The organism is Synechococcus sp. R50.1, from assembly GCF_047462115.1.
Taxonomy (GTDB): Bacteria; Cyanobacteriota; Cyanobacteriia; order Thermostichales; family Thermostichaceae; genus Thermostichus.
In genome coordinates this window covers 125,657-141,913 of sequence record NZ_JANSIN010000001.1, presented here as the reverse complement: position 1 = coordinate 141,913, position 16,257 = coordinate 125,657, and the positions used below count along the sequence as shown (strand labels likewise).

19 protein-coding genes are annotated in these 16,257 nt (G+C 58.4%); 13 read left to right on the top strand and 6 right to left on the bottom strand.

Features of this window, described 5'->3' with window-relative positions; all coding sequences use genetic code 11:
• Nucleotides 1-25: 25 nt before the first annotated feature.
• A complete protein-coding gene (hemW, locus tag NW870_RS00645) occupies nucleotides 26-1,243 on the top strand; it encodes a radical SAM family heme chaperone HemW (protein WP_414373300.1) in 1,218 nt (405 codons plus the stop codon).
• Between the two features lie 187 nt (nucleotides 1,244-1,430).
• On the opposite strand, the gene NW870_RS00640 is transcribed toward hemW, so the two are convergent.
• Nucleotides 1,431-1,922 (bottom strand): YajQ family cyclic di-GMP-binding protein, encoded by a 492-nt coding sequence (locus NW870_RS00640; RefSeq protein WP_011432526.1) that lies wholly within the window; start codon nucleotides 1,920-1,922, stop codon nucleotides 1,431-1,433.
• 117 nt (nucleotides 1,923-2,039) lie between these two features.
• Between NW870_RS00640 and NW870_RS00635 the strand changes: the two genes are divergently transcribed.
• Both NW870_RS00635 and NW870_RS00630 read left to right on the top strand, forming a co-directional pair.
• Complete coding sequence (locus NW870_RS00635) at nucleotides 2,040-2,876, top strand: SDR family oxidoreductase (RefSeq protein ID WP_414373299.1); 837 nt, start codon at nucleotides 2,040-2,042, stop codon at nucleotides 2,874-2,876.
• A gap of 128 nt (nucleotides 2,877-3,004) precedes the next feature.
• The gene (locus tag NW870_RS00630) at nucleotides 3,005-3,370 is read left to right on the top strand and encodes an FHA domain-containing protein (protein WP_011432528.1); all 366 of its coding nucleotides are present in this window, start codon (nucleotides 3,005-3,007) and stop codon (nucleotides 3,368-3,370) included.
• On the opposite strand, the gene NW870_RS00625 is transcribed toward NW870_RS00630, so the two are convergent.
• Complete coding sequence (locus NW870_RS00625) at nucleotides 3,357-4,625, bottom strand: lipopolysaccharide biosynthesis protein (RefSeq protein WP_414373297.1); 1,269 nt, start codon at nucleotides 4,623-4,625, stop codon at nucleotides 3,357-3,359. The genes NW870_RS00630 and NW870_RS00625 overlap by 14 nt on opposite strands.
• Before the next feature lie 125 nt (nucleotides 4,626-4,750).
• Between NW870_RS00625 and mrdA the strand changes: the two genes are divergently transcribed.
• The 6 genes from mrdA (at nucleotide 4,751) to NW870_RS00595 (ending at nucleotide 10,409) form a co-directional block, all read left to right on the top strand.
• Nucleotides 4,751-6,652 (top strand): penicillin-binding protein 2, encoded by a 1,902-nt coding sequence (gene mrdA, locus NW870_RS00620; RefSeq protein WP_414373296.1) that lies wholly within the window; start codon nucleotides 4,751-4,753, stop codon nucleotides 6,650-6,652.
• A 315-nt stretch (nucleotides 6,653-6,967) separates the two neighbouring features.
• Nucleotides 6,968-7,273, top strand: a complete 306-nt coding sequence (locus NW870_RS00615; protein ID WP_414352206.1) for an HU family DNA-binding protein — start codon at nucleotides 6,968-6,970, stop codon at nucleotides 7,271-7,273.
• Between the two features lie 35 nt (nucleotides 7,274-7,308).
• Complete coding sequence (cobD, locus tag NW870_RS00610) at nucleotides 7,309-8,442, top strand: threonine-phosphate decarboxylase CobD (protein WP_414373295.1); 1,134 nt, start codon at nucleotides 7,309-7,311, stop codon at nucleotides 8,440-8,442.
• Between the two features lie 25 nt (nucleotides 8,443-8,467).
• Nucleotides 8,468-9,127 carry a hypothetical protein gene (locus NW870_RS00605; protein ID WP_414373293.1) on the top strand — a complete coding sequence of 220 codons (660 nt, stop codon included), beginning with the start codon at nucleotides 8,468-8,470 and terminating at the stop codon, nucleotides 9,125-9,127.
• Nucleotides 9,128-9,409: 282 nt separating this feature from the next.
• Nucleotides 9,410-10,291 (top strand): hypothetical protein, encoded by an 882-nt coding sequence (locus tag NW870_RS00600; protein WP_414373291.1) that lies wholly within the window; start codon nucleotides 9,410-9,412, stop codon nucleotides 10,289-10,291.
• Nucleotides 10,278-10,409: a hypothetical protein gene (locus tag NW870_RS00595; protein ID WP_414373289.1), complete on the top strand. Its 132-nt coding sequence runs from the start codon at nucleotides 10,278-10,280 to the stop codon at nucleotides 10,407-10,409. The genes NW870_RS00600 and NW870_RS00595 overlap by 14 nt, the downstream gene beginning before the upstream one ends.
• A 336-nt stretch (nucleotides 10,410-10,745) precedes the next feature.
• On the opposite strand, the gene NW870_RS00590 is transcribed toward NW870_RS00595, so the two are convergent.
• Together NW870_RS00590 and purN are read right to left on the bottom strand one after the other, a co-directional pair.
• Nucleotides 10,746-11,549, bottom strand: a complete 804-nt coding sequence (locus NW870_RS00590) for a PIN domain-containing protein (RefSeq protein WP_414343432.1) — start codon at nucleotides 11,547-11,549, stop codon at nucleotides 10,746-10,748.
• Nucleotides 11,550-11,575: 26 nt separating this feature from the next.
• Nucleotides 11,576-12,238, bottom strand: a complete 663-nt coding sequence (purN, locus tag NW870_RS00585; RefSeq protein ID WP_414373286.1) for a phosphoribosylglycinamide formyltransferase — start codon at nucleotides 12,236-12,238, stop codon at nucleotides 11,576-11,578.
• Between the two features lie 356 nt (nucleotides 12,239-12,594).
• Between purN and NW870_RS00580 the strand changes: the two genes are divergently transcribed.
• The 4 genes from NW870_RS00580 to NW870_RS00565 all read left to right on the top strand — a co-directional run bounded on the left by NW870_RS00580 (nucleotide 12,595) and on the right by NW870_RS00565 (nucleotide 15,117).
• Nucleotides 12,595-13,092, top strand: coding sequence for a hypothetical protein (locus tag NW870_RS00580; protein ID WP_414373285.1), 498 nt, complete (start codon nucleotides 12,595-12,597; stop codon nucleotides 13,090-13,092).
• 17 nt (nucleotides 13,093-13,109) lie between these two features.
• Complete coding sequence (gene aat / locus NW870_RS00575; RefSeq protein WP_414373338.1) at nucleotides 13,110-13,688, top strand: leucyl/phenylalanyl-tRNA--protein transferase; 579 nt, start codon at nucleotides 13,110-13,112, stop codon at nucleotides 13,686-13,688.
• Between the two features lie 320 nt (nucleotides 13,689-14,008).
• A complete protein-coding gene (locus NW870_RS00570) occupies nucleotides 14,009-14,509 on the top strand; it encodes a low molecular weight protein-tyrosine-phosphatase (protein ID WP_414373284.1) in 501 nt (166 codons plus the stop codon).
• 281 nt (nucleotides 14,510-14,790) lie between these two features.
• A complete protein-coding gene (locus tag NW870_RS00565; protein WP_011432901.1) occupies nucleotides 14,791-15,117 on the top strand; it encodes a DUF5684 domain-containing protein in 327 nt (108 codons plus the stop codon).
• A gap of 44 nt (nucleotides 15,118-15,161) precedes the next feature.
• On the opposite strand, the gene nuoK is transcribed toward NW870_RS00565, so the two are convergent.
• Nucleotides 15,162-15,467 carry an NADH-quinone oxidoreductase subunit NuoK gene (gene nuoK / locus NW870_RS00560; protein WP_414328814.1) on the bottom strand — a complete coding sequence of 102 codons (306 nt, stop codon included), beginning with the start codon at nucleotides 15,465-15,467 and terminating at the stop codon, nucleotides 15,162-15,164.
• Nucleotides 15,468-15,548: 81 nt separating this feature from the next.
• Nucleotides 15,549-16,157 carry an NADH-quinone oxidoreductase subunit J gene (locus tag NW870_RS00555; protein WP_414351339.1) on the bottom strand — a complete coding sequence of 203 codons (609 nt, stop codon included), beginning with the start codon at nucleotides 16,155-16,157 and terminating at the stop codon, nucleotides 15,549-15,551.
• Nucleotides 16,158-16,257 lie beyond the last annotated feature (100 nt).

The window sequence follows — 16,257 nt, the reverse complement described above, 5'->3', positions numbered from 1 at the left end:
GGTTCTATCCCGTTTGAGCTGACCCATGGCTGTGGCAACGGCTTTGCACAATCCCACTCCGACCGGTACTGCTCCGCAACCCTGTCGCGACCAGGTTGATTGGCCTGAGGCGGCTTACCTGCACATCCCTTTTTGTCGGCAACGCTGCCACTACTGTGATTTTGCCACGGGCTTGGGCACCCGAGAGTTGATAGAAACTTACGTGCAAATGCTCTGCCGAGAGATCGGCAGCTCCTACCGCTACCGCCATCTGGCCGGGGATCCCAGACCGTTGACCAGCCTTTTTTTCGGGGGTGGCACACCCTCTCTGCTGACGGTGGAGCAAGTGGGGCGGATTTTGAACGAGCTGAAAGAGAGGATCCCGTTTCATCCTGACTGTGAGATTTCCCTAGAGGCCAATCCCGGCACCCTGACCCGAGATCAGTTGGCGGGCTATCGGGCATTGGGGGTTAACCGCATCAGCTTGGGGGTACAAGCGTTTCAACCGGAGCTGCTGGCCGCTTGTGGCCGCCTGCATGGGGTAGAAGAAGTTTACGAGGCTGTATCTGATCTCAAAGCGGTGGGCCTTGATAATTTCAATCTGGATTTGATCTTTGGGCTGCCTTACCAAACCTTGGAGCATTGGCACAACTCTTTGCAAGCTCTCATTGAAATTAGCCCTCCCCACGTCTCCATCTATGATCTGACGATTGAGCCGGGAACCCGATTTGGCCGGATGTACCGACCGGGAGATGCGCCTTTGCCCACCGAGGAAACCACGGTTGAAATGTACGTGATGGCGCGCAAGCTGCTCACCCAGACCGGCTACATTCACTATGAGATTTCCAATTTTGCCCAGGCTGGGTATGCCTGCCGCCACAACCGGGTTTATTGGGAAAATCGCCCTTACTTCGGCTTTGGTATGGGATCCGTTGGCTACGAGGGTGGACGGCGCATTCAGCAACCCAAAACCCTTTACCACTACTTTGAGCAGGTGAAAGCTGGAGTCTACCCCCTCCCTCCTGAAGCATCTCCAGAGGAAGTTTGGATGGATACTTTGATGTTGGGGCTGCGTTTACAGGAAGGTCTGGATTTGGGCCATTTGCAAGAGCGTTTTGGCCGGGCAAAGGTCGAGCAAGCTTTGGAGAAGCTGGATCCCTATTTCGAGAAGGGCTGGGCCAGTTGCGAGGCGGGTCGGCTGCGGCTGATTCCGCCCGATGGCTGGCTATTTTCCAATGAGATTCTCAGAGACTTGCTGGCTTGATTCCGACGGTTACTTTCACAAGATTTCTCACCAGAGCCCCCTATCCCAATTGGCCGAAAACTCAAGCTTTGAGGAGCGTAGGCCATCACCATTTCCAGCAGCCATTAAACCCAACATTTCACAGATCCTGAGATCTCTAATCTTGCAAGAGGGGTTGAGGGGAAAGATACGGAAGCCCAGAGGATCCCTATCGATAGTTGACAAATTGCAGCGCCACCGGGTAGTCCTGCTGCCTAAGCATTTGAATGACCGCCTGTAGCTCGTCTTTATCCTTGCCGGAAACGCGCACCAGATCCCCTTGAATGGCAGGCTGCACTTTCTTAAAGTTGTCGCGGATTTGCTTGGCGATCTGTTTGGCCAGTGTGGCATCAATGCCCTTTTTCAGGTGAACCACCTGGCGCACTCGGTTGCCGCCGGCGCTCTCTGGGGGTTGGAAGTCGAAGATCTTCAGGGATAGACCCCGCTTGGCCGCTTTGGTAAGAAGCAGATCCCGAATGGAGTTGAGGGCCATGTCGTTGGCGGTGGTGATGGTCAGGGATCCCTCCTCCAGCTCAATTTCCGTCTGAGTATCCTTGAGGTCGTAGCGCTGTTTGATCTCCCGTCGGGCTTGATCTACAGCGTTCACCAGTTCCTGCCGATCGAAATCGCTGACGATGTCAAATGAGTAGGTAGAGGCCATAAACCTTATCTTCGCTATTGTTCAGTATCTTAAGCCCTCAGCCAAGCAGGGATCCCTAACTCTCGGAGAAGCTACAACAGGTAGAGGGATCCCAGTCCAGATTTACGGAGAAGCAGGATGGCCGATGTTGTTTTAATTACAGGCGCTTCTGAAGGCATCGGCAGAGCTACTGCCTTTACCTTTGCCCGTGGGGGTTACCGATTGGCGCTGGCTGCCCGCACTGCCGAAACCCTGAAGCAAACTGCCATCGACCTAGAGCAAAGCCTCAACGCCGAGGTCTTGGCCGTTCCCACCGATGTCACGCAGCCAGAACAGGTGCAAAACCTGGTGGAGAGAACTCTGGAACGCTATGGCCGCATCGATTGCCTGATCAACAACGCCGGCATCTGCATGAGTGGCCCTTTTTTGCAAACTACCCTGGAACACTGGCAGGCTTTGATGGCGGTCAACTTTTGGGGCTACCTCCACACCATTCGAGCCGTGCTCCCCGACATGTTGAAGCGCAAAAAAGGCCAGATCATCAACGTGGGATCCATTGGCGGCAAAATGCCCCTGCCCCAGATGAGCGCCTATTGTGCCAGCAAGTACGCGGTCAGTGGGCTGACAGAAGCGCTGCGTCTGGAACTGCAACCCCAAGGGATCCAGGTAATTGGCGTCCATCCGGGCATCGTCAGCAGCAATTTCCTCAAGCGAGCCATTTTTCTGGATGAGGTGGGGCCAGAGTCCTCTCCCGATGGCCACTCCCAAACCTCAGGTGGCAAAGCCCGCGAGCAAATGCAACAGGCGCTGGAGAGTTTTTGGGTCAGCCAGCCGGAAGAAGTTGCCGAAGCCATTTGGGATGCCGCTCGCCAGTCCAAGTCAGAGGTGGTGGTGGGCATGGCCCAATGGGCGGTAGGAGCTTACACCCTCTTCCCCGGATGGGTCGGCTCATTGCTCCAGAATGTTCCTCGCTAGCCCATTGGATCGGTCGAGAGTTCTGGGGCGCTGGATGAGCGATTCTGCAGACCCAGCGATAGCAGGAAGAAGGCTAAACTTCGGTATAGTTTGAGGTACGGTTAAACACTGGTATTGACAGCGGAAGTATGGTTGAATCTGTGCCTTCTCCTTCCGGTACCCACCAGCACATCTTGATCGTGGAAGACCGAGATGGCCGCCGTACCCAGGTGCTGGGATCCGCCAAATACTTCATCGGTCGGGACTTGGCGAACGACATCTGTCTCAACTCTCAGTATGCCTCCCGCTACCACGCCATGCTGCTGCGGATTCCCGCCGAGCGAGAGGGAGAATATTGCTACCGCATTTTGGATGGGGATCTGGAAGGTCGCCCCAGCACCAATGGCTTGTTGATCAACGGCCAGAAATTGACCACCCACCAGCTCAAGTCGGGGGATGTGATCACCTTTGGCCCCGATGCCAAAGCCACCTACAAAATTGTTAAGGCTCCCTAGGCCCAGATCTCTGCAGAGCGTGCAATCGCCCCCCAATCAACAGCAGCAAAGCCAGCACCAAGGCCATCTCCGACAGCAAGGTCGCTAGGGCCGCCCCCTGCCAACCCCACCTTGGGATCCAAACCGCATTCAAAAGCCCATTCAGCCCCAGAGCCATCAGTTGCAGACGGCTGCGGGGCTTTTGCAACCCTGCCCCGGTGAGCAGGTGAGATAGCAAAAGGTGGATCCCTTCCAGCAAAATGACCGGGCTGAGCCAGCGCAGGATGAGGGCCGTTTCCCGGTAAGCCGATCCCAGCACCCAGGGGATCCCGTAGGATCCCAGGGCCAGCCCCAGAGCAGCCAAACTGCCGTAGCCCACCACCCAAGGGGAAAGGTGACAGGCGTAGCGCCAGCCTTGCGGAAGGCCCTTCTGCCCTTGGCGGCACAGCTCGGCAAAATGGCTGGTGAGCAGGGCGATCATCGGCGTTTGCGAGAAGTTGATCACCCGATAGGCAGCGCTGTAAAGACCCCCCGCCGCTGCTGAGGCCAAGCGGGGCAAGAGCAGCTTATCCAAATCGGTGAAGGTTTTCACCGCGGCCAGCCCCACCGCAAAGTCCCAGCCCGCTATCAGCCGTTCCCGCAGATCTCTCCAGATCAGGGCCAAGGGGGGAGAAGGCTCGCTCCACCGCCCCATCCCCCTCGCGATCAGCAGCAGCACGACCAACACCATCAGGCCGTACAGAACAGCCCATTGCACCAGGGATCCCCAGCCTAAGGCCACCGCCAGCAATACTGCCCCCAATCGCCCCAGCGCCATGCCCGTGTCGATGAGGGCTACGCCGGCAACCTGCTCTCTCCCGATCAGGATCCCCCTGTACACCTCTGGCACCGCGATGAACAGCAGATCGCTCAAAAGCAATACCCCCACCACCGCTGCCGGCGTCCCGGCCAGCCAAACGCTCAAGAGGGGCCACAACACCAGCGCCATCCCCCCACAGCCCAATCCCGCCAGCCATAAGCTGGGGCCAATCCCCTGGGTGCAAGTCGGGGATCCCTGCCGGCTGAGGCGCTGGATCAGCAGTTCCGATTGGCCCAAATAGCCAAACGGGGCGGCCAGGTTGCTGCAGGCCAAGATGGCGGAGAAAACCCCGAAGGCTTCCGGCCCCAACAGACGGGCCAACAGGATGAAATAGGCCCCGGACAACCCCAGGCGCAGGCCATTGCCCACCATCAGCCAGGCAGCCTGGCGTAGCCGTTGTTGTTCTGCTCTATCCACGCTGCCACTCCTGGACGAGGCTTGCCAGAGCCAGGGATACTGGATGGATGCTGAGAGGGCCCGCCCAAGAGCGGGCATCTCCTCTCGATTTTGGGTGTATGGGTTGCAATTCTTCTGGCAAGTTCATGGCCAAACTCTACCCCGTCAGCAACGCCGCGCGAAGCCCCCACACCTTGGCAGGACGGGATCCGCAAGCCCTGTTCTCCCCCCATTCCAGGCCGCCTGCCCCCCGCCGGGTGCTTCCCCCACCCCCGCCGGACGGCGGTAGTCCTCGTTGGCTGGGATCCCTGCCGACCAAAACGGTGGGGCAAGGCTATCGGGCCGTTGTCTTGCTCTTGCTGGCCAGCCTGCTGCTGTTCGGAGGGCTAGGATCCCGTCTGGCCTACCTGCAGTTGGCGCGCACCCAGTATTACCGCCAGTTGGCCGATACCAACCGCATTCGCCTGCTGCCCCAGCCGCCAGAACGCGGGCGCATTGTGGATCGCAACGGTGTATTGCTGGCGGGCAGCCGATTGTCCCACTCGGTCTTCCTCTGGCCTCTGGTGCAGTCGCGGCAGCGCTGGCAGGAGATGATCCCCAAGTTGGCAGACTACTTGAACATCGCCCCTGAGGAGATCGCCCAAAAGCTAGAACAGGCTGGATATCGTTCCCCTTTTCCCGTGCGCATCCTGCGCAACGCCAGCCCCCAGGTGGTCATTCAACTGGAGGAGATGAGCCGCGAGCTGCCGGGAGTGATGGTGGAGGCGGAGACGGTGCGGTTTTATCCCCATGGCGACTTGGCTGCTCACCTGCTGGGCTACACCGGCGAGATCTCGCAGGAACAACTGCGGGCGGATCCCAGCTATCGCCTGGGGGATATCGTTGGCCTGATGGGAGTGGAGGAGTTGTTCGAGAACCATCTGCGCGGCCAATGGGGCGGGCGACAGGTGGAGGTGGACGCCATGGGAGAGGTGCTGCGGGTGCTGGGGGAACAAGCGCCCCAACCGGGCAACACCCTGCAGCTCACTTTGGATGTGCGGCTGCAGCAGGCGGCAGAGCGAGCCCTCGGCCAGCAAAAAGGAGCGGTGATCGCCATGGATCCCAGCGATGGCTCGATCCTGGCCATGGCCAGCTATCCCACCTTTGATCCCAACCTCTTTTCCAGCCGCATCACCCAAGCCCAGTGGGAGAGCCTGCAGCAGCAGGATTTTCCCTTCCTCAACCGCGGCCTGCGGCCCTATCCCCCCGCCAGCACCTACAAAATCATCACCACTGCTGCCGGGATTGAGTCGGGAGCCTTTCCCCCGAATACGGTGCTGCAGACCGGCCCCTACATCCAGGTGGGAGGGTGGCGCTTTTGGGACTGGAACCGGGCCGGCTTCGGGCGGCTGAACTACCGGCAGGCGATGGCCTACAGCAGCGACACCTTTTTCTACCAAATCGCCCTCGGTACCAAGGCTGCCCCTTTGCAAGAATGGTCGCGCCGCTTTGGGTTGGGACAACTGACCGGGATTGGCCTCAAAGGGGAAGCCGCGGGTCTGGTGCCGGATGCTGAGTGGAAGCAGCGCCACTGGCGCGAGCCCTGGTATGTGGGCGACACGGTCAACATGTCCATCGGCCAGGGATTTATTACCGCTACGCCGCTGCAAATGGCGGTGGTAACGGCGGCAGTGGCCAATGGGGGCTGGCGGGTGCGCCCCTTGCTCTCGCACCAGGTGATCCCGGAAAGCCCTGTGCCGCTGCGCCAAAAGGTAGGTCTTTCCCCTGCCACCCTGGAGATCCTGCAGCAGGGGCTGCGAGATGTCGTGGTTTACGGCACTGGCGGCAACGCCAACCTGGGGCCAGGATTTCCCCCAACGGCTGGTAAAACCGGCACCGCAGAGGATCCGCCGCGGCGATCCCACGCTTGGTATGTTGGCTATGCTCCCTACGACCGGCCCGAATTGGTGGTCGTGGTCTTTCTGGAAAACAGCGGCGGTGGGGGTGGATCACGGGCCGCTCCCATCTTTCGAGAAGTGATGCGGGCCTACTTCCGACCCGAGTCGTGAGCCCTAGCTTTCTGTCGGATCCGAGCCAACTGGGTATATGCAGTCTCTTGTCTCCCAGAAAATTGCGTTAAGATCCCCTAAAACCCCTTGCCCAGCAGGCTTCTGCCCTAACTTAGCTGTAGAATATGTCAGTGATTTGGAGCTCAACTGCCACAATCCTGCCATTCGCGCCAGTGGCGCCTTGGCGCATTGCAGGGCAAGCCCCGCTCCCACACACTGAGAACACTCTGGGCCGTGGCCGCTCTGCAACGCCTGAGCGAATCCGCGATCCAGGGAACGCTCTAACTTTATTGCCTAACTCAAAAGGAGATCAGGATGAACAAGGCAGAACTTGTTGATGCCGTCGCTCATCGCGCCAATGTAACCAAAAAAGAAGCGGAGGCTGTCATTTCCGCCGCACTGGAGATCATTGTCGAAGAGGTCGCATCCCGCGATGAAAACGGTGAACCCAAGGGGAAGGTGACCCTGGTGGGCTTCGGCTCCTTTGAGGCTCGCAAGCGCAAAGAGCGGGAAGGTCGCAACCCGAAAACCAACCAAAAAATGGTGATCCCAGAGAGCATCGTCCCCACTTTTAGGGTGGGCAAGTCATTCCGCGAAGCAGTAGCAGGGGGGAAATCTTAATTTCGCCGGGTTGGGACTCGGCTGCTGGGTAGGGCGTGGAGCAGCCTCGACATGGTGGCAATTGGGCTTGGGGAGCAGCAATCGCTGGCTGCTCTCCCCAGGAGATTCTGGATTTTTCGGCCAGCTTGAATCCGCTGGGCCCACCGGAATCGGTCTTGCAAGCTCTGACTCAGGCGCTGTCTGCAGCAGACCCGGTTGTAATCAGCCGCTACCCGGATCCCGACTATCGGGACTTGCGCATCTGTTTGGCCAACCATTGGGCCGTCGATCCTGAGTGGATCTTTGTGGGCAATGGGGCAGCGGAGTTGCTCACCTGGGCAGCCCGGGATGCGCAAGGGCGGGAGGTATGGCTGCCCCAGCCTGCCTTTGGGGAGTATGCACGGGCTCTGCGGGCGGCAGGGGCGACCATCAAGCCGCTGCCTTTTTTCCCCGGCCAGGGATCCGCCGGTTTTACCCTTCTGCAGGAACCCCTTCCGGTGGCAGGCAAGGGAAACCGGGTGCTCTGGCTGAACAACCCTCATAACCCGACGGGCTGGCTGATCCCGCAGCAAGATATCCTGCCTCTCCTGCCCCAGTTCGACCGGGTGGTGGTGGACGAGGCTTTTATGGACTTTTTGCCGGGGGAGCCCACCCTGAGCTTAAACTCCAGCCCGTCGGCAATGCCCCGCAGCCAAACCTTGATCCCCCACCTGGCGGCTCACCCCAACACCATCGTCATCCGTTCCCTCACCAAGTTCTTCACACTGCCCGGCTTGCGCATTGGCTTTGCGGTGGGGCACCCGGATCACTGGCAGCGCTGGCGACAGTGGCGGGATCCCTGGAGCGTCAACGGATTGGCGGGAGTGGCAGTGGCGGCAGCTTTGGCCGATGAGGACTTCCGCCGGCGCACCTTGGCCTGGCTACCCGTGGCCCGAGAGCATTTGTTCAGGGGTTTGCAAGCACTGCCCGGCTGGGATCCCTGGCCTGGTCAAGCCAATTTTGTGTTGGTGCGCTGCCCTGGCTCTGCCACGCAAATTCAGCGGGCGCTGCTGCAGCGGCACCGGATTCTGGTGCGGGATTGCCTGAGTTTTCCCGAGCTGGGAGATCGCTACCTGCGCATTGGCCTGCGCACCCTGCCGGAGCAGGAGCAGTTGTTATCCGCCTGCCGGGAGATCCTGGAGAATAGCTAGGGATTTTTCTGCGGGAGAAATTCTCATGCCCGAAGCTACCGCCTTTTGGCCGGAATGCAACGCCCCTATCGTGCGGGGGGTGGCCCATTACAGCGATCTGGAGTTGCTGCGGGCCTTTCAACGGCAGCCGGAGGTGGCCCGCTACTTCATCAGCCTGTTTTGCCGCTACTGCCAGTGGGTGGACGGGATCCTTGCCGAACATCTGCCGCCCGAGCAGTGGGCTGCCTATCGAGAGCAGGTTTGGTTGCGGCTTTACCTGCGCCTACAGCGCCTAGATGTCCACAGCCTTGTGGAAGAAGCGGCTGGCGAAGGGGATCCTGTGCTGCGACCCTGGCTGGCGGAGCAAACCCGTGAGCTGATCCAATCCTTGGATGGGATCCCCACCCACCCTCAAGCTTCTCACGGCCTCAACTCCACCAGAGGCGGGGCAAAGTCCTCTCTTTCACCGGCACTGGCCTGTTATTTGACTGCTGGTTTGGATACCTTGCCGGGGGATCTGCGCTTCATTCTGCTGCTGCGGGATCGCTTTGGCTGGTCACCGGTTCGCATTGCCGACCAACTCAAGGCTGACGGATACTACCTTGCTCCAGAAGATGTGGATGCCATCGTTGCCTCTGCCCGCCAGATCTTGCTTCAGAACCTACCGGCAGATGTGCGTGCCCTCTATCTGGAGGCAAAGCCCTAGAAGACTGCCATAGCCCTGTGGCATGGTGGTTTATGGCAAGGTATGGGGCGCTGGCAATCCTTGTTCCCAAGGTGGGTTCTCCTGTTAGGCTGTTTCCGGCTGTAACAGTGGATCGGCATTGTTTGCTCTCCGACTTTACATCAAGTTGAGTGTGGGCTGTCTATGAGTCCTTCTCCGCTTCCCCCAGACCCTACCCAACCCCTGTCTCCGGCACAGCAGTCCCATTCACATCCAGTTCCTCAACTTGCTCTTCAGGAGGCGCTGAGCCATCTGCATTTGGATGTGCTGAAAGAACTGGAGCGATTCCGCCTCTGGCAGCGTTTGCAGCGCATGGACTCTGTCCCGCCCCCACGAGCAGGTCAGCTTGGGAATACCAGCTCTGTACAGCGCCCTTCACCTGTGCTCATTCAAGAGGTGGTGGAAGACTTGGAAGAGGAAGAGATGCCGCGGCCCTCCGGGGCCTTTTCGCCCCTCTGGGTCTTGCTGCTGTGGGTGCTTTCCTGCGCGGGGATTGGCTTTGGGGTGCGCTGGCTGATCTGGCCGGAAGAACTGTCCCTGCCCCAAAGTGCTGCCAGCAGGGCGGAAGAAGGGATCCCTGCCCAGCTGGATTTGGCCCAGTTGCCCCTGATCCCACTGGAACCGGTGGAAGGGCAGGTGGGAGAGGAGTTCTATTCCGGTGGCTTGGATCCGGATCGGCTGGCGCTGGGCTTGACGGCCACCCCGGACTTGAAGGACGTACAGGTGGATCCTCTTCAAGGCGTTCCTAACCTGCTGGACAGCCTGCAAACTGACTTGGCCTTGGCTTCCAAGGAACCCTCTCCCCCCAGCTTGCAAACGGTGGAGCAGTTGGCAGCCAGCCTGGAGCGCCCGTCCCAACCTTCATCGCCTACTTCTGCGGGATCCCAGAACGTGGTGCCCCTAAGCGACAACAGCGTAGACTCTCTGGGGCCGAACCGCGGCGAGGGAACCTTCTTGGTGCTCACTACCTACTCAGGGGCAGAGAGCTTGGCACGTGCTCGAGAAGTTTCTGATGGGGCCTTTGTCAAAGATGTGAATGGCCAGAAGTTTGTGCAGTTGGCAGCATTTGAACAACTGGAATATGCCCGCTATCATGCGGAAACCCTGAAAAATAAGGGCTTTAACGTTACAATTGCTGAGCAGTAACTTTGGCCATCCCGTCACTGCTGACCTGCGCCAAAACCCAATTCATCCTGGTTGGCAGCAAACTTTGTATTTCAGGGATCCCATCTTGGGAGAAGAGCTGGAGTCGATCCCATTGTAGTCATTTCAAGTTAGGTTAAGACGCTTCCCAGCTGCTCAGCGGTGCCGCCCAAGCCTTCCACGCCGCTTCCGCGACCACCCCCAGGCAATGCGACGGAACAGTTTCATTCCTCATTACGGTCGTTTCATTCCAACTAGGACACTGCACTCACACCTAAAACAACACTAAAACAAACGTTAAATGCACAGGGCCAGAGGGCTTTTCAAGGACTCCGTCCCGCTGGCGCGATCAGCAGCCCAGGAGTCTCACCCTAACCTGAAATAACTGAAACGACTATAAAATGACTGCGGCCGGCTGAAGACCGGAAAGGGTCTTAAGTTGGTTCGGAATAACTGGCTATAGATCCCGAATCCAAGGGATCCGAGAGAGAGGTAGCCGCTGCCAGATCCCTTCACTTCCTTCTGGATCGAGCAGGCGCCAGGCCAGCAACCCGGTTGCCGAGAGGAAAACCAGGGCCAGCAACAACGCAAGGGCATTCTGTAGGCTTTTCAAAAAGGGCCAGAGGCGGGCTGTGCTCGGCCCCACCTGAGCAGCTCCAGACCGCTGCCGCGCCTGGGCGGGGGGGTTCCCGGAAGCTGGAGAGGAACTCAAGGGACGGGCAGGTGGAGCGAGGGTAGAGGACGTCAACTGGGCGGCAGGAATGGGTGGCCCTGGTAACCGATTCAAAGCCATAACCACAGCCTGAGGGCGCTGCTGCTGACGCATCCACCGGTTCAGCTCTGCCAGAGAGATGGCACAGAGGTTGTTGAGACCCAGACCCTGAATTCGCCCCACCAAAGGCCGGTCGTTGCTGACCAAAACCACCAGCGTTCCCGGCTGCTGCTGGGCCAGGGCATAGGCGCATTCGGCAATCGCTTCTTCCAAGCGTACCCTCATGGACTGATCGCCGGCACCGGCGCCACCCACCAAGGCACGGGCTTCTGAGACGGCAAACCCCAGGCTGGGCCAGTGGCGCAAAAACTCGCGGGCTGTCGACTCTTCCTGGGGATCAATGGCCTGCCGGGTCAGGCGTTCCAACTCGGCCATCACTGCCTGTGGCAGCACACACACCCCAAATCGAGCCCACTCTTGCCATAGAGCCAGACGACCGGCCAGGATCACCGGGCTATCGAAGACGAGGAGAGGCGGGATCTCGGCCATAGAACATGCCAGCGCTGGACTTAACCTCAATTGTGTAGCTTCCCCGAAGACTTGGGTAGCAGGGATCCCTCTGCCAGGCAGAGGCGGATGGCCAGCGGGTAGAGGCGGTGCTCCTGGGCCTGGATGCGCCGGTAAAGGGATTCCACGGTATCTTCGGGCAGAACCGGCACGGCTGCTTGGGCCACGATGGGGCCACTGTCCATTTCCAGGGTGACCCGATGAACGGTGCAGCCGGCGATTTTCACACCGCACTTCAGGGCTTGTTCGACGGCACGCAGGCCCTTGAAGCTGGGCAGCAGGCTGGGATGCAGGTTCAAGACGCGATCCGGGTAGGCAGACAACAACACCTGGGTAACCAGGCGGATCCACCCGGCCATGATCACCCATTCCACGTGATGCTGCCAGAGCACCTGGACAATGGCGGCGTCCAGATCTTCGCGACGGGGGTAGTCTCGGTGGTCGAGCAAGACGCAAGGGATCCCTCGCTTTTGGGCCCGCTGCCGCACATAAGCTTTGGGATTGTTGGTGATGACCACAGCAATCTGGGCCTGCAGTTCCCCAGCCTCAATGGCTTGAGCAATAGCTTCGAAATTGCTGCCATTGCCGGAAGCCAAAATGCCGAGGATCCCCGGTTGAGAGGGCACTGGGATCCCGTCGGGATCCGGCCAGAGTAAGCTGGGCGAGTTCATGAGCGTTTGGTGGGAAAGTCTGCAGCCCCGCTATTTTAAACCCAGACAGCCTCCCCTCTGGTTCTGGCCAGGTTGATCCAGAGAGGGATCCAAAAACTTGACCGTCGCCGGCTTTGACAGGCGCACCCGCGCCATCGAGCGCTGCACGGATCAAGCCCAAGAGGAGCTGCGGGAGATGCCTCAAGAAATGCGGAAAATGCAGCAGGAGATCCGCGATCTCTCAAGCTCCTCCAAAAATAGGCCAAGTCGATCAAGTCGATCCCAGCAGTTGAGGCCGGATCTTATGGACTCCGTCCCACTGTGGCGAGCGGCCACCTGATCTAGAGTGGGAAAGCATGGGCAGTGGGTGTGAGAGCATGGCTCCTTTGCAAGGACGACGCCGGCGGTTTTGGATTTGCAGCATGGTAGTCATCCTGGCCGGGTTTATGGGATCCCTGCTGGCGGGATCAGCGCAGAACCTGGGAGCACAAGCCCAGCAGGGCCTGACTCAAGCCCAACTGGAGCAAGCTCAATATGTGCGCAGTTGTGGCAGTTGCCATGTGGCGTTGCCCGCCCAAGTGTTGCCCACTGAAACCTGGCGACGGCTGCTGCAGGATCCCAACCACTATGGCCAGCAGATCCAGCCCCTGAGCGGTGTGGCTTTACAACTGGCCTGGGGCTATTTGCGGCCCAACTCCCGGCCCCTGCGACAAGGGGAACAGGTGCCCTATCGCTTGGCAGATTCCCGCTATTTCCGCGCTTTGCATCTGCAAGTGGAGTTTCCCACTCCTGTGCGGGTGAGCGCCTGTGTGGATTGTCACCCCAGGGCCAATGGGGGGGATTTTGCCAGCCTCTCTGCAGAATGGCAATCTTGAGGAGCGCAACTGAGGCAATGCAGGTGGATCTGGCCACCATTCTGGCAGGCTATGCCCAAGGCTACTTCCTGATGGCCGACGAAAAGGCGGGATCCCTGGCTTGGTACAGCACCGACCAGCACGCGGTGATCCCCCTCGATGAGCGATTCCACTGCCCCCGTTCATTGCGGCCCTTGGTGCGCAGCAATCGCTTTCAGGTGCGGCTGAACTGCGCTTTTGAGCAGGTGGTAGAGGGCTGTGCCGCTCGTCCCCAAACCTGGATTAGCCCCGAGCTGAAGCAGATTTACGCAGCTCTGCGCCAGGCCGGCTTTGCCCACAGCTTTGAAACCTGGCAGGGAGAGACCTTGGCAGGCGGGATCCTGGGTATTGCCCTTGGAGCGGCGTTTATCGGCGAGTCGATGTTCTACCGCATCCCCAACGGCTCGAAGGTGGCCTTGGTGAAGTTGGTGGAGCACTTACGGGAGCGGGGCTTTCGCCTCTTCGACGCTCAGTTGATGAACCCGCACCTGGCCCGTTTTGGTGCCTTTCTCATGGAGGGACAAGAATACCTGAAGCTGCTGCAGCAATGCCTGGGGATCCCTTGTCGGTTCGATTAGACCTGTGATGCTCAAAGCGACAGGCTTCCCAATAGCTGCTGTTAGATCATTGCAGCGGCTCTTGGTGGGAAACTTGGTGGAAAATGAGGGAGGACTCCACTCTGCTGCTGTGAGCGAATACATCCCGTGGTGGGCCAGCACATGGGATCCGCTCTGTTCCCGTCAGTGGCAGATGAGACTGGCTCGCAAACACCGTTCGTTGCCGTCTGTGCTCTTCTGCGCTCAGAACGAAGAACTATTATGCTCAGACCAAAGAACCATTAGATTAGATGGGCATTGTTATAAGGTGAGAGGAGTTCTCTACTGCTGTTGAGATTGTCATGAGCCAAAAGCTTCTGTTTGTCTGTCTGGGTAACATCTGTCGCTCTCCCACTGCTGAGGGCATCACCAATCACCTTTTGCGCAGCAGCGGCCTTTCGGAAGCGATTCTCTGCGACTCAGCAGGTACGGCAGCCTATCACATCGGCAGCCCCCCAGATCGGCGCATGCGACAAGCAGCCCAACGCTATGGCCTGGAGCTGCAGGGCAAAGCCCGCCAGATCCAACCCGCCGACCTGCGCGAGTTCGACCTGATCCTGGCCATGGATCGACAAAATTACCGCGACATTCTCAGCTTGGATCCCCAGGGAAAATATGCCGAGAAAGTGCGCCTGATGTGCAGCTATTGCCGCTCTCATTCTGACGAAGAAGTTCCGGATCCCTACTACGGGGGTGAGGCCGGATTCCATTATGTAATCGAGCTGCTCTGGGATGCCTGTAGCGGCTTGCTGGAATCCCTGGTTCCCGGGATCCAATGCCCGCCGTTGTCCCCCCGTGCTTGAGAGATTATTCGTCAGATCTGTATTCTTGATGAAACTTGACAGAATTCTTGATGAAACTTGACAGATAAGTCTGGACAACGGGATCCCTTTTGGCTAACTTTGTGGGCGGGATCAGAGTAGCTCCTGAACAGCTTTGGAAAGTTGGTTTTCTTGCGGTTTGGCCTTATAGCTGTATAGATTCGAGGGTTGTCTCTGACACCAAAGAGACGCTGGAGAAAAGAGACGCTGGAGACAAGTGAGTTGACATTCGCAAATATCAAAAAATATGTGGGAGGGTCACGATGGATGAGCTTTTACCAGGGCTGATTGCCGTTGCCCTTTACGCCTTCTTTAGCTACACCTTAATGGTGATTGGAGAGAAGCTAAACGTGCCGAATGCTTGGTTAGCTTGGATCCCGATTGCTAACATCTGGGTGATGTGTCGAGCTGCTGGTAAACCCGGCTGGTGGGTGATCCTCTTCTTCATTCCCCTAGTCAACTTGATCTTCGGTATCTGGGTGATCTTTGCCATTCCACCCCGCCTGAATAAATCCCGCTGGCTGGGTCTGCTGGTTTTCCTGCCTGTTTTGGGAGCTTTGCTCTACTCAGGCATTCTGGCCTTCACTTGAATTAGCCAGCCTTGCCTTGATACAAACTAAACAATCGAAAAAGTCTACCACTTGAGCAAGTTAAAGCTCTCCATATCGATAGTGGCGCGGTTGCGGTAGATCCCCAGCACGATGGCCAAGCCCACTGCGGCCTCGGCAGCCGCCACAGTGATGACAAACACCGAGAACACCTGGCCGCGAATCATCGCTGAATCGACAAAGTTGGAGAAAGCCATGAAGTTCAGGTTCACCGCATTGAGCATCAGCTCAATCGACATCAGGACGCGAATCGCATTGCGGCTCACAATCAATCCGTAAATACCAATGCAGAAAAGAATCGCTGCCACCACCAAGAAAAACTGCAGTTGCAACATCGCGATGAGCTCCATGTAGATACACAATGACAGGGGCCTCGGGAAAGCTCTAGGTTTTATGGCCAAGAGCAGTCAGCTTCAACGGGTGCTCACCAGCTCTGCCGGTCGTTCTGACTCTGATTCCAGCTGGGGTCGGGCCCGCTCCAGCAAGCTCAGATCCCCTTCTCCGGCTTGGGGAATGACAAACTCTCGACGCGCCAGCACAATAGCACCGATCAGAGCCATCAACAGCAGGATAGAGGCCAGCTCGAAAGGCAACAGATACTCCCTGAAGAAATGCCCACCCATCACCAAAACACTGCTCATGGGTTGGATTGGCTCTAACTGCCAGGGGGTATTCAGGGCCATCGCCGTCAGAAGGGCAAACAACCCCAAGCACACGACTGCCGTCACTCCGTTGCGCAGCCAGCCCAGCTTCAGGGGGGCAAAGGTGTAGCGCCGATTCACCAACATGATGGCAAACAGGATCAACACATTAACCGCGCCGACGTAGATCAGAACTTGGGCTGCGGCCACAAAATCGGCATTCAAGAGGAGATACAACCCGGCCATGCTCAGGAAAACGCCCCCGAGCAGAAAACCGGAATAGACAATGCTGGGGGCCCAAACCACGCCTAGCGCGAAGCCAATGGCCATCGCCGATAGCACCACAAACGTAACCAGTTGTACGCCTTCTCCGAGGGTCATGAGAGATCCGTCCTTAGCCAGTTTCTATTGCTGCTCCCTTACCACTGTACTGTCCTGGCGGATTTAAGAGAAGCCCGACTCCTTTTTCAGATCGATAGAG

Coding starts and splice junctions, on each gene's coding strand:
- hemW (WP_414373300.1), top strand. CDS start 26: ATGGCTGTGGCAACGGCTTTGCACAATCCCACTCCGACCGGTACTGCT.
- NW870_RS00640 (WP_011432526.1), bottom strand. CDS start 1,922: ATGGCCTCTACCTACTCATTTGACATCGTCAGCGATTTCGATCGGCAG.
- NW870_RS00635 (WP_414373299.1), top strand. CDS start 2,040: ATGGCCGATGTTGTTTTAATTACAGGCGCTTCTGAAGGCATCGGCAGA.
- NW870_RS00630 (WP_011432528.1), top strand. CDS start 3,005: ATGGTTGAATCTGTGCCTTCTCCTTCCGGTACCCACCAGCACATCTTG.
- mrdA (WP_414373296.1), top strand. CDS start 4,751: ATGGCCAAACTCTACCCCGTCAGCAACGCCGCGCGAAGCCCCCACACC.
- NW870_RS00615 (WP_414352206.1), top strand. CDS start 6,968: ATGAACAAGGCAGAACTTGTTGATGCCGTCGCTCATCGCGCCAATGTA.
- NW870_RS00605 (WP_414373293.1), top strand. CDS start 8,468: ATGCCCGAAGCTACCGCCTTTTGGCCGGAATGCAACGCCCCTATCGTG.
- NW870_RS00590 (WP_414343432.1), bottom strand. CDS start 11,549: ATGGCCGAGATCCCGCCTCTCCTCGTCTTCGATAGCCCGGTGATCCTG.
- purN (WP_414373286.1), bottom strand. CDS start 12,238: ATGAACTCGCCCAGCTTACTCTGGCCGGATCCCGACGGGATCCCAGTG.
- NW870_RS00580 (WP_414373285.1), top strand. CDS start 12,595: ATGGCTCCTTTGCAAGGACGACGCCGGCGGTTTTGGATTTGCAGCATG.
- aat (WP_414373338.1), top strand. CDS start 13,110: ATGCAGGTGGATCTGGCCACCATTCTGGCAGGCTATGCCCAAGGCTAC.
- NW870_RS00570 (WP_414373284.1), top strand. CDS start 14,009: ATGAGCCAAAAGCTTCTGTTTGTCTGTCTGGGTAACATCTGTCGCTCT.
- NW870_RS00565 (WP_011432901.1), top strand. CDS start 14,791: ATGGATGAGCTTTTACCAGGGCTGATTGCCGTTGCCCTTTACGCCTTC.
- NW870_RS00555 (WP_414351339.1), bottom strand. CDS start 16,157: ATGACCCTCGGAGAAGGCGTACAACTGGTTACGTTTGTGGTGCTATCG.